At 63.4% G+C, this 14,035-nt stretch carries 14 protein-coding genes; 9 read left to right on the top strand and 5 right to left on the bottom strand.

What is annotated here, in order from left to right; genetic code table 11:
• Positions 1 to 93: 93 nt before the first annotated feature.
• The 5 genes from CH305_RS19910 to CH305_RS19890 all read left to right on the top strand — a co-directional run bounded on the left by CH305_RS19910 (position 94) and on the right by CH305_RS19890 (position 5,095).
• Entirely contained in the window at positions 94 to 705 is a 612-nt protein-coding gene (locus tag CH305_RS19910; protein ID WP_032379071.1) for a heme-copper oxidase subunit III, read from the top strand.
• Between the two features lie 83 nt (positions 706 to 788).
• The gene (locus CH305_RS19905) at positions 789 to 1,637 is read left to right on the top strand and encodes a c-type cytochrome (RefSeq protein ID WP_052058424.1); all 849 of its coding nucleotides are present in this window, start codon (positions 789 to 791) and stop codon (positions 1,635 to 1,637) included.
• Positions 1,634 to 2,812, top strand: coding sequence for a ubiquinol-cytochrome c reductase iron-sulfur subunit (locus CH305_RS19900; protein WP_052065861.1), 1,179 nt, complete (start codon positions 1,634 to 1,636; stop codon positions 2,810 to 2,812). The genes CH305_RS19905 and CH305_RS19900 overlap by 4 nt, the downstream gene beginning before the upstream one ends.
• A complete protein-coding gene (locus CH305_RS19895) occupies positions 2,809 to 4,584 on the top strand; it encodes a cytochrome bc complex cytochrome b subunit (RefSeq protein WP_037150888.1) in 1,776 nt (591 codons plus the stop codon). The genes CH305_RS19900 and CH305_RS19895 overlap by 4 nt, the downstream gene beginning before the upstream one ends.
• Before the next feature lie 235 nt (positions 4,585 to 4,819).
• Positions 4,820 to 5,095, top strand: coding sequence for a helix-turn-helix domain-containing protein (locus CH305_RS19890; RefSeq protein ID WP_032379074.1), 276 nt, complete (start codon positions 4,820 to 4,822; stop codon positions 5,093 to 5,095).
• 165 nt (positions 5,096 to 5,260) lie between these two features.
• Here the strand turns inward: CH305_RS19890 and CH305_RS19885 are convergent, their stop codons facing one another.
• Both CH305_RS19885 and CH305_RS19880 read right to left on the bottom strand, forming a co-directional pair.
• The gene (locus CH305_RS19885; protein WP_032379075.1) at positions 5,261 to 5,677 is read right to left on the bottom strand and encodes a cytochrome c oxidase subunit 4; all 417 of its coding nucleotides are present in this window, start codon (positions 5,675 to 5,677) and stop codon (positions 5,261 to 5,263) included.
• Positions 5,678 to 5,695: 18 nt separating this feature from the next.
• On the bottom strand, positions 5,696 to 6,775 hold the full coding sequence (locus CH305_RS19880; protein ID WP_032379552.1) for a cytochrome c oxidase subunit II: 1,080 nt from the start codon (positions 6,773 to 6,775) through the stop codon (positions 5,696 to 5,698).
• 224 nt (positions 6,776 to 6,999) lie between these two features.
• Here CH305_RS19880 and asnB point away from each other — a divergent pair, with 224 nt between their 5' ends.
• On the top strand, positions 7,000 to 8,928 hold the full coding sequence (gene asnB / locus CH305_RS19875; protein ID WP_094704699.1) for an asparagine synthase (glutamine-hydrolyzing): 1,929 nt from the start codon (positions 7,000 to 7,002) through the stop codon (positions 8,926 to 8,928).
• A gap of 90 nt (positions 8,929 to 9,018) precedes the next feature.
• Here the strand turns inward: asnB and CH305_RS19870 are convergent, their stop codons facing one another.
• From CH305_RS19870 to CH305_RS19860, 3 genes are all read right to left on the bottom strand, one after another.
• Entirely contained in the window at positions 9,019 to 9,993 is a 975-nt protein-coding gene (locus tag CH305_RS19870; RefSeq protein ID WP_094704698.1) for a carbohydrate kinase family protein, read from the bottom strand.
• A gap of 103 nt (positions 9,994 to 10,096) precedes the next feature.
• Entirely contained in the window at positions 10,097 to 10,462 is a 366-nt protein-coding gene (locus CH305_RS19865) for an iron-sulfur cluster assembly accessory protein (protein WP_032403924.1), read from the bottom strand.
• 66 nt (positions 10,463 to 10,528) lie between these two features.
• Positions 10,529 to 11,602, bottom strand: coding sequence for a glycerate kinase (locus tag CH305_RS19860; protein ID WP_094704697.1), 1,074 nt, complete (start codon positions 11,600 to 11,602; stop codon positions 10,529 to 10,531).
• 101 nt (positions 11,603 to 11,703) lie between these two features.
• Between CH305_RS19860 and CH305_RS19855 the strand changes: the two genes are divergently transcribed.
• The 3 genes from CH305_RS19855 to cobT are packed head-to-tail and all read left to right on the top strand — an operon-like array spanning position 11,704 to position 14,035.
• On the top strand, positions 11,704 to 12,363 hold the full coding sequence (locus CH305_RS19855) for a DUF3043 domain-containing protein (RefSeq protein WP_032379080.1): 660 nt from the start codon (positions 11,704 to 11,706) through the stop codon (positions 12,361 to 12,363).
• 5 nt (positions 12,364 to 12,368) lie between these two features.
• Entirely contained in the window at positions 12,369 to 12,938 is a 570-nt protein-coding gene (cobU, locus tag CH305_RS19850; RefSeq protein WP_094704696.1) for a bifunctional adenosylcobinamide kinase/adenosylcobinamide-phosphate guanylyltransferase, read from the top strand.
• Positions 12,935 to 14,035, top strand: a complete 1,101-nt coding sequence (cobT, locus tag CH305_RS19845) for a nicotinate-nucleotide--dimethylbenzimidazole phosphoribosyltransferase (RefSeq protein WP_094704695.1) — start codon at positions 12,935 to 12,937, stop codon at positions 14,033 to 14,035. Before cobU ends, cobT begins: the two co-directional genes overlap by 4 nt.

Genomic DNA, 14,035 nt, shown 5'->3' with positions numbered 1-14,035 from the left:
GGAACAAGGACGCTCCTGGATTCGTTGTGTTGCGACGCGCCCAGAGCGGACCCGGATATGCCTTCCGTACTACGACGGGTCATACTTCTTTCTGTGACGAGCGCTGTAGGGACTCAAGGATCGGCAATCACCCAACGCGTGCACTCGCTGAACCGTCCCAATATGGTCAGCGTCGGCACGATCGTGTGGCTGTCGAGTGAACTCATGTTCTTCGCCGGGCTGTTTGCGATGTACTTCGTCGCGCGAGCCCAGGCGAACGGAAATTGGCCGCCGGAACCGACCGAGTTGAACCTCACTCTGGCCGTACCGGTGACGGCCGTGCTGATCGCGTCGTCGTTCACGTGCCAGCTGGGCGTGTTCGCCGCTGAGCGCGGAGACGTCTTCGGCCTTCGACGGTGGTACATCATCACGCTGGCCATGGGCGCGTTCTTCGTGTCCGGCCAGGCGTACGAGTACTACCACCTGGTGCACGAGGGCACGACGTTGTCGAGCAGCGTGTACGGATCGGTCTTCTACATCACGACCGGCTTCCACGGACTGCACGTGATAGGCGGACTCATCGCGTTCGTCTTCCTGATCACCAGAACCCTGGTCAGTAAGTTCACTCCGGCGCAGGCCACCGCCGCCATCGTCGTCTCGTATTACTGGCACTTCGTCGACATCGTCTGGATTGCCCTCTTCGCGACTATCTACTTCATCCGCTAGTGACAGTCAGCACGCCAAAGATAACGAACGAACGGATTCAGCCCCCGACGTTCGGTCCGTCCCGACACGACAAGGGATAGAAGATGAGTACATCTCCCCCAGCAGCATCCGTCGACAAGGCCGCCGCCAAGACGCGACGGCAGCGTAAGACGCGCCGACGCATCACAGGTGCTCTCGTTCTGATGATGGGCCTTCTGAGCGCGGGTTTCCTCGCTTCGGCCCTCACACCGACTCCGCAGGTCGCTACCGCCGACACCGACTCGGCTGCGCTCATTCGCGAAGGCAAGCAGCTGTACGACACGTCGTGCGTGACGTGCCACGGTGCCAACCTGCAGGGCGTTCAGGATCGCGGACCGAGCCTCATCGGCGTCGGCGAAGCGGCTGTCTACTTCCAGGTGTCCAGTGGCCGTATGCCTGCTGTGCGTAACGAGGCGCAGGCACTCCGCAAGCCACCGAAGTTCGACGACAAGCAGATCGACGCCCTCGGTGCCTACATTCAGGCCAACGGCGGCGGACCCACGGTCATCCTCGACGACAACGGCGAGGTTGCCCAGGAATCTCTGCGCGGCGACGACATCGCACGTGGCAGTGAGCTGTTCCGGTTGAACTGTGCGTCCTGCCACAACTTCACCGGCCAGGGCGGTGCCTTGTCCTCAGGCAAGTTCGCACCCGACCTCGGTCCTGCGAACGAGCAGGAGATCTACACCGCGATGGTCACCGGCCCCCAGAACATGCCCAAGTTCTCCGACCGTCAGCTGACGATCGAGGAGAAGTCGGACATCATCGCGTACGTCAAGTCGGCTCAGGAAACCAAGGCCGCGGGCGGTTGGGGTCTCGCGGGCTTCGGTCCCGGTACCGAGATGGTTGCACTCTGGGTTGTCGGAATCGCCGCAGTCGTCGGCGCAACACTGTGGATCGGAGCTAGGTCATGAGCGACGGCGATTCCGGCCGCAAGGACGCGGCAAACACCAGTGGTGTGGATGCCGACAAGAAGTACACCGACGAGGAACTGGCTTCACTGAGCCGCGACCAGTTGGTCGAGCTCGGTACCAACCTCGACGGCGTCGACGTCGCTTTCCGCAGAAACCGCTGGGCTGTCGAGGGCACCCGGGCAGAGAAGCGCGCTGAGCGCAGTGTGGCGATCTGGTTCGCCATCGCCGGTCTTTCGGCCGTCGCGTTCATCGGTGTCTACCTGTTCTGGCCCTGGCAGTACGCCGGAATCGGCGACGAGAACTACCACCTCTACTCGCTGTACACGCCGTTGATCGGCGGCACGATGGGTCTGGCAATCCTCGCCGTCGGCGTCGGTGCGGTGCAGTTCACCAAGAAGTTCATTCCCGAAGAGGTCTCCATCCAGGATCGCCACGACGGAAGTTCGTCGGAGACGGACCGCAAGACGTTGGTGGCCGAACTGGGCGACTCTCTCGACACGTCGACCATCGGTCGCCGCAAGGTGATCAAGCGTTCCCTGTTCTTCGGCGGTGGCGCACTCGGCATCATGGCACTTCTCCCGCTCGGCGGCCTGATCAAGAACCCTTGGGCCAAGGGCGAAGATTCTCCGTTGTGGGTATCCGGTTGGACTCCTCGCTACGATGGAGAGACCATCTACCTCCGACGAGACACCGGGCGACCGGAAGATGTCGTTCTCGTTCGGCCCGAGGACTTGGACGCTGGTGCCATGGAGACTGTATTCCCGTTCCGCGAATCGGACCGCGAGAGCGAGCACGAACTCCTCGTGTCTCTACGCGGAATTCGCAACGCCGTCATGCTCATCCGCCTGCGTCCCGACGATGCGAGCACGGTCGTCAAGCGCAAGGGCCAGGAAAGCTACAACTACGGCGACTACTACGCCTACTCCAAGATCTGCACGCACTTGGGTTGCCCGACATCGTTGTTCGAGCAGCAGACAAACCGCATTCTCTGCCCTTGCCATCAGTCGCAGTTCAACGCGCTCGAGTACGCCAAGCCGATCTTCGGACCGGCCGCGCGCGCGCTGCCCCAGCTTCCCATCACAGTCAACGAGGAGGGATACCTAGTGGCACAAGCCGATTTCCACGAAGCACTGGGCCCCGCCTTCTGGGAACGTCGACCGGAGCGTGATTCATGAGTCCTTCACTGCAAACTCTCGCAGCCAAGCAGGCCGACGACGTAGACAGTCGTTACCACTTGGCGCCGGGACTGCGCCGTCAGATCAACAAGGTGTTCCCCACCCACTGGTCGTTCCTGCTCGGTGAGATCGCGCTCTACAGCTTCGTGATCCTGCTGATCTCCGGCGTTTTCCTCACCCTGTTCTTCGATCCGTCGCTCAGCGAGGTCGTCTACGACGGTTCGTACCTCCCACTCAACGGTGTGACGATGTCTCGTGCGTACGCCACTGCCCTCGACATATCGTTCGAGGTCCGCGGTGGTCTGTTCATGCGACAGATCCACCACTGGGCTGCACTGATGTTCGCCGCGTCGATCATCGTGCACATGGCCCGCATCTTCTTCACGGGTGCGTTCCGTCGCCCCCGCGAGGCCAACTGGGTCATCGGCTGCCTGCTACTGATCCTGGCGATGTTCGAGGGCTTCTTCGGATACTCCCTTCCCGACGACCTGCTCTCGGGCACCGGTCTTCGCGCCGCCTTCTCCGGCATCACGATGAGCATCCCGATTGTCGGAACGTGGATGCACTGGCTGATCTTCGACGGCGACTTCCCGGGCACCATCATCATTCCTCGCCTGTACGTGGCTCACGTCCTGCTGCTGCCGGCAATCATCCTGGCGTTGATCGCAGCTCACCTCGCCCTGGTCTGGTACCAGAAGCACACGCAGTTCCCCGGACCGGGACGTACCGAGAAGAACGTCGTCGGCGTTCGTATTCTCCCGGTCTTCGCGGTCAAGTCCGGCGCATTCTTCGCCGTGACGTTCGGTGTCCTCGCAGCAATGGGTGGTCTGCTTCAGGTCAACCCCATCTGGAATCTGGGTCCGTACAACCCGTCGCAGGTCTCGGCAGGTTCGCAGCCCGACTTCTACATGATGTGGACCGACGGCCTGGCTCGACTCTGGCCCGCATGGGACATCTACATCGCCGGTCGCTACACCATCCCGGCCGTGTTCTGGGTGGCAGTGATCATGGGTCTCGTATTCACGGTCATGATCGCCTACCCGTGGATCGAGAAGCGCCTCACCGGTGACACTGCACACCACAACCTGCTGCAGCGTCCTCGCGATGTGCCGGTCCGCACGGCCATCGGCGCGATGTCCATCGCGTTCTACGTCGTCCTGACGCTCTCCTGCGTCAACGACCTGATCGCGTACAAGTTCGACATCTCGCTCAACGCCATGACCTGGATCGGTCGAATCGGCGTACTGATCCTGCCTCCGATCGCCTACTTCGTTGCCTACCGGTTCTGCATCGGTCTGCAGCGCAGCGACCGGGCGGTACTCGAGCACGGAATCGAAACCGGAATCATCAAGCGCCTCCCGCACGGCCAGTACGTGGAAATCCACCAGCCGCTCGGACCGGTCGACGATCACGGACATCCGGTTCCTCTCGACTACCAGGGCGCACCGGTACCCAAGAAGATGAACAAGCTCGGCTCGGCCGGTAAGCCCGGCTCGGGATCGTTGTTCACCCCGGACCCTGTGGCTCAGAGCAAGGCACTCGAAGATGCACTGCACAAGGGCGAACACGAGCAGCTCGCGATGCTCCGCAACTACCAGGCGGGAATTCTCGGCAACGGCTCGAACGGCCACTCGAACGGGAACGGGAACGGCAACGGCCACGCAAATGGCAACGGCCACTCGAACGGGAACGGCAACGGCCACGCGAATGGCAACGGGCACGAAGACGCGGCGATCACGTCGGGTCGTCAGGACAGCGACAGCGATCACTGATATCTGACACAGCACGAAAGAAGGGCGGCACCGGCAACGGTGCCGCCCTTCTTTGCGTCCACTGCACTTGGACAAGACGAAGCGTCCACACCGACGGACAGGGACCTTCGTGCCTCTCCCCTCCCCCGGCCTCCGGCGTCCCCACACGCCGAGCTCGAACAGTCGGCGGACCGTCTCAGTGCGAGCGCACCACTGGGTCGCAACAGATCGGCCTCACCGGTATTACTATCGGCACATGGTCCGAATCCCCCTCACCCCCGGCGAACTCGCTCGCGGTGCCAGGCTCGGCGCAACACTGCGTCGTTACCGAGGCAGCCGCACCATGACCGATGTCGCCGACGCCGCCGGCATCTCGGTCGAGACGCTCAGAAAGATCGAGACCGGACGCATACCGACTCCAGCATTCTTTACCGTCGCGGCCCTGTGCGAGGCGCTGAGCATCTCGTTGGACGCCTTGGCGGACTCGACCTCGGACTCGATAGCGAGACACTCCGAGGCCGACGCCTCCTGACGTCACGGACGCCCACTCCTGGTCGCCCCCCACCCCTCGTCGCGCACCTTTCTTGGGCCGTCATCGCTACACGTGCCGTCGCGGAGGCTCTTGAACTCACACGGGTACAAAAAAGGGCCCCGATCGTTCTCGCGAACGATCGGGGCCCTTTTCTGACGAAGGCAATCAGTGGCGCTCGGCTCCGACGTGGTACTCGAACACCAAACCAGCGGCCGCTGCGATGACGCAGACGACGCCCACAGCGATGAGCCACGGCTGGAAGAAAGCGAATCCGAGAGCCGTGATGGACGCAGCGCCGGCGAGCACGATCGGCCAGAAGCTGCCGGGGCTGAAGAAGCCCAGATCGCCTGCGCCGTCACTGACCTCGGCATCGTCGAAGTCTTCGGGGCGGGTGTCGAGGCGTCGGGCGACGAACCGGAAGTACGTACCGACGATCAACGTCAAACCTACCGACAGGAAGATCGCGGTGACGCCGGCCCATTCCACTCCGGTGCGGCTCAGGCCCGTGAACAACGCGTACACGATGCCGACCAGGAGGAAGAAGACAGTGAGGATCTCGAAGATCTTGGCTTCGATTTTCATATCAGCATGCTTCCTTGGTCAGTTGCCTTCGGCGACAGTGGCGGTACGGACGGTGCGATCGGTCTCGAACGGCGAGGTACTCGTTGCGAGCGGGCTCTCACCGATGGCGTCGAGCGCCTGCGCATTGGTGAGCGCTTCGCCGCCCTCGGACACCGGCTTGCGCAGCTCGATGTACTGCTCGAACTTGTCCGGTGACACAGCGCGAACCTCGAAGTTCATCATCGAGTGGAAGGTGCCACACATTTCGGTGCACCGACCGACGAACGATCCTTCGCGTTCGATCTCGCTGATCTGGAACACGTTGTCGGAGTGGTTCTCCTCGGGGTTAGGAAGAACGTCACGCTTGAACAGGAATTCCGGTACCCAGAAGCCGTGGATGACGTCCGAGGACGCGAGCACGAACTCGATGCGCTTACCGGTCGGGAGAACCAGTACCGGGATCTCGTCGCTGGATCCGACCGTTTCGATCTTGTTGTAGTGCAGGTAGGACAGGTCCTGCGGGATCGCTCCATGGATCGCTCCTGGAACGAATTCGCCGTCCTCGCTTCCCTCGGCACCTTCGCCGGGAGTAGCGGCGGCTTCCGCTGCGGCCTGCTGCTCTTCGTCGGTGCCCTCGTACTTGGCAGCACCGTCCTTGAGGTCGATAGTCCGGTAGCCGAACTTCCAGTTCCACTGGTACGCAGTGACGTCGACCTGCACGTCGGGGTCGGCCTGCTTCTCGTCGACGTAGTTCTGCACCACGACGGTGAAGTAGAACAGGACGGCGATGATGACGAACGGCACGGCCGTGTAGAACAGCTCGAGCGGAACGTTGTACGCCGTCTGGCGGGGGAACTCCGGTGAGCTCTTCTTCTTACGGTGGAAGAGCACCACCCAGAAGATCAGGACCCACACGACGATGCCCATGACCAAGGCGGCAATAACCGACCAGGTCCACAGGTCGCCGATGCGTCGCCCCTGAGGAGTGACGCCAGAGGCGAAACCGAAATTGAGTACGTTGTCGCTGCTGATGGAACAGCCCGACAGCATCAACGCGGCTACACCGAGAAATGCTGTCAGCCCCGCTCGCCGAAGGATCCGACTATGCGCCACGTTCACGCCTTCCTGATTGCCCACCACTGAAGAATAAGGGCTTCCACATGGAGATGCCCGAGTACTACGCAGCGTAGACCAAAGCCGACGGATAGCCATCCTTGGGTCGTTACCTACGCTCGCGCGTGTCTGCGGCATACTCGGTTCCTGATCTGCCGTCCCGCTGACGCCGCTCGCGGAGACTCGGACCGCTGCATTGTCCCCAACTGCGAGAAGAGGTAGCAGACGCTGTGTGTGGACTGCTCGGAGTACTCACGTCTCACGGAACGACCGCCGCCGGAGTCGAGCTGGTGAGCTCGGCAACCCACTGCATGCGACACCGAGGCCCGGACGAGCCCGGCGGCACGTGGCACGACGACGACGTCGTCTACGGCTTCAACCGGTTGTCGTTCATCGACATCGAACACTCGCATCAGCCGATGCGATGGGGTCCGCCCGAGTCGCCGAACCGGTACGCACTCGTCTTCAACGGCGAGATCTACAACTACCTCGAGTTGCGCGCGGAGTTGGCGCATGATCATGGAGCAGAGTTCGCCACAGAGGGCGACAGCGAATCGATCGTCGCCGCATTCCACTACTGGGGTCCTGCCGCAGTGCAGCGACTGCGGGGCATGTTCGCGTTCGCGGTCTGGGACACCGAGACCCGCCAGATGTTCATTGCACGCGATCCCTTCGGCATCAAGCCGTTGTTCCTGGCCACCGGCCCGGGAGGCACCGCATTCGGCAGTGAGAAGAAGAGCGTGCTCGAGTTGATGGACCTGGTCGGGGTCGACGACGATCTCGATCAGCGCGCCATCGAGCACTACACCGTGCTTCAGTACGTCCCCGAGCCCGAGACCCTCCACGCGGGGATCCGTCGGCTCGAATCCGGCTGCTACGCCACCCTCTCCCCCGGTACCGCGCCGAAGGTCACCCGATACTTCACGCCGAAGTTTCCGGTCCAACCTTTCGCGCCCGGCAGCGAGAAGGCTCGTTACCAGGAGATCGCCGAGGCGCTCGAAGATTCGGTCGCCAAGCACATGCGCGCCGATGTGACAGTCGGGTCCTTCCTGTCGGGCGGCATCGATTCGACGGCCATCGCGGCGCTGGCAATCCGCCACAATCCTGATCTGATCACCTTCACCACCGGTTTCGAGCGTGATGGGTACTCCGAGGTCGACGTCGCCGCGGAGTCGGCGGCTGCCATCGGTGCTCGCCACATCGTCAAGGTCGTCGGGCCGGAAGAGTTCGCGGCATCCATCCCCGAGATCGTCTGGTACCTGGACGACCCGGTGGCGGATCCGGCCCTCGTACCGCTGTACTTCGTCGCCAAGGAGGCGCGCAAGCACGTGAAGGTCGTGCTGTCCGGCGAGGGCGCGGACGAATTGTTCGGCGGGTACACAATCTATCGTGAGCCGCTGTCACTGAAGCCGTTCGAGTCGCTTCCGGCATTCCTCAGACGCGCTGCCGGGTCGTTGAGCGAGCGGATTCCGGAAGGTACCCGCGGAAAAAGTCTGCTGAACCGTGGATCGATGACTCTCGAAGAGCGGTATTACGGAAACGCTCGCAGCTTCAACGACGCACAACTGCGGTCCGTACTGCGCGAATTCCGACCGGAATGGACCCACCAGGACGTCACTGCGCCGATCTACGCGCAGTCGCAGGGCTGGGATCCGGTGGCTCGCATGCAGCACCTGGACCTGTTCACGTGGTTGCGCGGCGACATCCTGGTCAAAGCCGACAAGATCACCATGGCGAATTCGCTCGAACTCCGAGTCCCGTTCCTGGACTCGGAGGTCTACAGGGTCGCCGAGAAGCTGCCGCTCGAGCAGAAGATCACCAAGGACACCACCAAATACGCCTTGCGCCAGGCGCTCGAGGGGATCGTTCCCGGTCACGTACTGCATCGCGCCAAACTGGGATTCCCTGTGCCACTGCGCCATTGGCTGCGCGGCACGGAACTCTTCGACTGGGCGCACCAGCAGATCGCCGATTCGCAGACCGATCACCTGCTGAACAAGCCCGCCATAGTCGCGATGCTCAACGACCATCGCGCCGGAAAATCCGATCACAGCCGACGTCTGTGGACGCTGCTGATCTTCATGGTGTGGCACGGCATCTTCGTCGAGAAGCGCATCGTGCCGCAGATCGCCGAACCGGAATACCCGGTCAATATCTGACCGGTACACCCGTCTCCCCCGGGATCAATGTGGATTCCAGTCGCTCAGATTGCAACAAAGCCGCATTGATCCCGCTGAGGGAGGCCGATCTCAGGCCGGCAGCAGCCCGCCGATCTCCTCGCCTGCCTCGGTGCCGTAGGCCGCGCTCAGACGCTTGATCGCTTCGTCGCGGTTCAGGCTCCACTCCTGCGTTCCGGTGGTTTCGAGAACCAGAACTGCGACGAGCGAGCCGAGTTGCGCTGCACGTTCGATGCTTGCTCCGGCCAGATGCGCGGTGAGGAAACCGGCGCGGAAGCCGTCGCCGACGCCGGTCGGATCGACCTTGCTGGTTTCCGGTACGACACCGATGTGGGTATGCGCACCGTCCTTGGTGACGATGTCCACGCCGCGCTTGCCCAATGTGGTGACACGCAGATCCACCTTCGCGGCGATGTCTTCGTCGGACATGCCGGTCTTCTGCTTGAGCAGAGCCCATTCGTACTCGTTGGTGAACAGATACGCGGCGCCGTCGATCATCTCCATTGCCTGTGCAGCATCGAGGCGAGCGAGCTGCTGAGACGGGTCGGCCGCGAACGGGATGCCCGCAGCGCGGCACTGGGCGGTGTGCGCTGTCATCGCATCGGGGTCGTTGGCACCGATCAGAACCAGATCCAGGTCGTGCTGGGTCGCCAGCGCTTCGATGGAAATATCGCGAGCCTCACTCATGGCCCCGGGGTAGAACGATGCGATCTGGGCCATGTCCTGGTCCGTGGTGCAGACGAAACGCGCAGTGTGGGCGGTTGCGGAGATGCTCACGCCACTGCAGTCGACGCCGTGTTCTTCGAGCCAGCCGCGGTATTCGGCGAAGTCCGGTCCCACAGCCCCCACGAGCAGCGGTGAGCCGCCGAGGACCCCGAGCGCGTAAGCGATGTTGCCGCCTACTCCTCCTTTGCGGATGACCAGGTCGTCGACCAGAAAGCTCAACGAGATGTTCGAGATCTGGTCGGCGACGATCTGCTCGGCGAACCGTCCGGAGAATCGCATCAGATGGTCGGTCGCTATCGAGCCGGATACCGCGAGAGTCACGAAGGAGAGCCTTTCGAATGGAGGTGCTGGTTTGCTGACAGGCAGACACGACTGTGACCGATACACGCATGCGTGTATCGGTCACAGTCGAAAACGGGTCAGCTCAGTTGAACGAGTCGCCGCACGCGCACGAACCCGTGGCGTTCGGGTTGTCGATCGTGAAGCCCTGCTTCTCGATCGTGTCCACGAAGTCGATGGATGCACCCTCGACGTAGGGGGCGCTCATCCGGTCCACTGCGAGGGTGACGCCGTTGAAGTCGACCGCGAGGTCTCCGTCGAGGCTTCGATCGTCGAAGAAGAGCTGGTAACGCAATCCTGCACAACCACCCGGCTGCACCGCGATGCGCAGCGCGAGGTCGTCGCGGCCTTCTTGATCCAGCAACGCCTTGGCCTTGGCCGACGCGGTGTCGGTCATGGTGACCTTGTGCGCCGTGGTTTCGGTTGTTGTGGTCTCGCTTGAAACGGTCATGGGCTCTCCCTATCAGTCGTACAAAACCCGTGAACTACTCAACCGTACTCTCGGTGCCTCTATTCCTCACGCTCGCCGCCTCGGATTCACGGCAGAGTCGGCAACCTCGCCGGCGATACGTGCGGCCAGCAGTTCGAGCTGGTTGGCTGCATCGGACATCGCCAACTCCACCGATCCCGCGAACTCGCTGATCGAATGTGCGGCCTCGATACCGGCCGAGGCCAGGTCGTCCTCGGTCAACGTGACCTGTCCCGCGAGCACGATCGTCTCCACCCCGGTCGCGCCACCGGCGGCCGCGATTCTGGTCACCAGCTTGCCGCGCAGCGATTGTGAATCGAACTTTCCCTCACCCGTCAACACCAGATCGACGGTCTCGAGCAGTTCTTGCTGTCCGGTTCGCTCGGCCACCACGACGGCCCCCGACTGCTGGGTGCCGCCGAGTGCGAACAAGGCGGCACCGAGGCCGCCCGCGGCTCCTGCACCCGGCCGCTTCGCCACGTCGTGACCCGCTGCGGACAGAACTGCGGCCCAGTCGGTGTTCAGCTCCTCGAGTCTTTCGACCGTCTCGATGTCGGCACCCTTCTGCGGGCCGAACACCCGAGCCGCACCCCACTCGCCCAACAGCGGATTTTCCACATCCGATGCAGCGACAAGGTCGATCCCCGACAATCGAGCGACCGCCGATCCCAGTCCGCCCAGCGCGCGTATCAGCGCACGGCCGCCGTCGGTGCAACTGCTGCCGCCGAGCCCGACGAAGATCGTTCGAGCCCCGCTGCCGATCGCTGCATCGATCAGTTGCCCGACGCCGTAACTGCTGGCTTTCAGTGCGGACAGGGGGCTCGGCGGACCGTCGAGCAGATGCAGCCCGCACGCCTGCGCTGATTCGATGTATGCCGCTTGGCCGTCGAGCAGCCAGCGGGCCCGAACCGGGGTGCCGAGCGGTCCGTCGACGTCGGCGACCTGCACAGTGCCGATGCGCGAGGCCAGCACCTCGACGAATCCGGGCCCGCCGTCGGATTGGGGGGCGAGCTCGAGTTGGTCCTGCTGTCGAACCGACGCCCATCCCTTCGCGATTGCATGGGCCGCGTCCGCGGCGGTCAGGGTGTCTCCGAAGGAATCGGGCGCAATCATCACTCGCATCGTGGAAAGTCTAGGGCCGCACCATGCGAACGGCATCTGCTGATCTGCTAGCTGACCTGGCCGGTGTTCGAGATCGATACGTCATCCCATACTCTGGATGCGTGAAGCTGCTACGCCGTGGAAACTCCGACAATTCGGACGAACAGAACTCGAACGAATCCGAGTCGACTGCGTCCGGGAACGAGGCCGCATCTCCGGTGTCCCTCGGCAAGGGCCGGCCGACACCCAAGCGCCGTGACGCCGAGTCCCGTCGGCGTGGTCCGGTCGCTCCGGCTCCCCTGACGAGCAAAGAGGCTCGCGAGCGCCGCAAGGCGAACAAGGGCAGCAAGGAAGACCGCAAGGCCGCGTCCAACGAGCGCCGCGCCGCTGCAGCCGAGCGCCGTGCGCGCATGCTGGCCGGTGACGACAAGTACCTACTCCCCCGCGACAAGGGTCCGGTTCGCGCGTACGTTCGCGACATCGTCGATGCGCGGCGCAATCTCGTCGGACTGTTCATGCCGCTCGCACTGATCCTGATCTTCGCACTGTTCCTGCAGCCTGCGGTGCAGCAGTACGTCACTCTCGGCATGTTCGTGATGATGCTGTTCATGGTCGGCGAGGGCATCTACCTCGGCAAGATGATCAACAACAAGATCCGAGTCCGATTCCCCGAGACCACGGACGGCGGCTTCAAGATCGGGTGGTACGCATTCGTCCGCGCGTCCCAGATTCGCAAGATGCGCGCACCCAAGCCGCGAGTCAGCGCCGGCGCGGCTGTCTGACGTCGGTGGGTGAACCGACTCGAACCCTCGTACTCGGTGGTGCCCGCTCCGGTAAGTCCGCGCACGCCGAGTCGTGTGCCGTCACGGAGCCGGTTCGCTACCTCGCTACCGGTAGGCGCGACCACACCGACGATGATTGGCAGCGTCGCATCGACCTCCATCGGGCGTCGAGACCGCAGCATTGGTCCACCGTCGAGACGGTGACCGCGCTGGCCTCATCGATTTCGGAGCCCTGGGACGGCACCACCCTGGTCGACGACCTCGGAACATGGCTGACGGGGATGCTCGACGACGCTCGGGCGTGGGAGCGACCGCGCGGCACGATCACGCCGGCCGTCGACGATCTTGTCGGGGCGGTTGCGGACTGCACGTCCACCCTTGTGCTGGTCAGTCCCGAGGTAGGTCTGTCCGTGGTTCCCGAATCGCATTCCGGACGCCTCTTCCGAGACGAGCTCGGACTGCTGAACTCTCGACTCGCCGCAGTGTGTGACAGGGTTCTGCTGGTCGTCGCGGGACTCGCGATGACCCTCAAGGAACCACCGGCAGACTTCATCACCGCGAAAGGCGAAGTGTGACAACTCTTTCGGCAGAAGATTCGGCGTCGTCGCCGTTTCGTCCGGTGACCGCTCCGTCCGATTCGGCTCGCTCGGCCGCCGAGGATCGCCAACGTGAACTCACCAAGCCCGCCGGCAGCCTCGGCCGCCTGGAGAAGCTCGGTGAATGGATCGCGGCGTGCCAGGACAGCTGCCCTCCACGCTCGCTCGATCGGGTGCGCGTCGTCGTCTTCGCCGGCGATCACGGGATCGCAGCGCATGGAGTTTCTGCGTACCCGCCGGAGGTGACAGCTCAGATGGTCGAGAACATTCGCGGCGGCGGGGCGGCAGTCAATGTGCTCGCCGACATCGCCGGCGCCACGGTGCGGGTGGTCGATATCGCGGTGGACGCCGAGACCGATTCGTCGGTGTCGGCGTTCAAGATACGACGTTCCAGCGGATCGATCGACCGCGAGGATGCACTGAGCGAAGCCGAGGTTCGAGCAGCGCTCGCCGCGGGAGCAGCCATCGCAGACGAGGAGGTCGACGGTGGGGCGGATCTGCTCATCGCGGGCGATCTGGGTATCGGAAACACCACTCCCGCAACAGTATTGACCGCGATCCTTACCGACACCGAACCTGTTGCGGCCGTGGGCCGAGGCACCGGAATCGACGACGCCGGGTGGATCAGGAAGACCGCCGCAATCCGGGACGCCATGCGTCGAGCGCGACCGGTCGCCAAGAACCCGACCGATCTGCTCCGGGTAGCGGGCGGTGCCGACTTCGCGGCGCTGGCCGGATTTCTCGCACAGGCCGCGCATCGTCGCACCCCGGTGATTCTCGACGGCCTCGTGGTGACCGCGGCCGCGTTGGTGGCAGAGGACGGCGCGGCCGGGGCACGGGACTGGTGGGTTGCCGGGCACCGCTCGGCCGAGCCCGCTCACACACTTGCGTTGCGTCATTTGCGTCTCGAACCGATCGTCGAGCTGGCCATGAGACTGGGTGAAGGGTCCGGTGCCCTCGCGGCACTGCCTCTGGTTCGTGCGGGCGTCGGCACGTTGAACTCGATGGCGACTTTCGCCGACTCCGGTGTCAGCACCGGCGACAACGAAGCCGACAGCACTACCGAAGACCACTGA

Origin of the sequence: Rhodococcus sp. 15-649-2-2, assembly GCF_002258645.1 — a bacterium.
Lineage (GTDB): Bacteria > Actinomycetota > Actinomycetes > Mycobacteriales > Mycobacteriaceae > Rhodococcoides.
This window is presented reverse-complemented; position numbering and strand designations above follow the sequence as displayed.